At 57.5% G+C, this 351-nt stretch carries 1 protein-coding gene; it reads right to left on the reverse strand.

The genetic code is table 11. From position 1 onward, the window contains the following. Positions 1-351, reverse strand: a 351-nt coding sequence (locus KI356_RS29020; RefSeq protein ID WP_498066729.1) for an oxidoreductase, incomplete at both ends; no start/stop codon positions are given.

A 351-nucleotide genomic window follows, 5' to 3' on the forward strand; every position in this document is an offset into this window, starting at 1 on the left:
ACGGCAAATCGCATCCGGTTGCGGTAATCGCCGCCCCACTGGTCACTACGCTGATTGGCGCGCAGCGTCAGAAATTCGTTGATCAAATACCCTTCGGAACCCATCACCTCTACACCGTCGTATCCTGCCTCCCGCGCCAGTTGCGCGCAGCGGGCGAAATTGTCGATCAGTTGCAGGATCTCTTCATGGCTTAACTCATGGGGCACGAAACGGTTGATGGGGGCCTGCAATGCGGACGGGGCGACCAGATGCGGTTGGTAGCTGTAGCGCCCGGTATGCAAAATTTGCAGGGCTATTTTGCCGCCTTCCTGATGTACGGCTTCGGTAATGGTGCGATGGTGTGGGATCTGG

This window comes from Bacillus hominis, assembly GCF_018332515.1.
Lineage (GTDB): Bacteria > Bacillota > Bacilli > Bacillales > Bacillaceae_G > Bacillus_A > Bacillus_A hominis.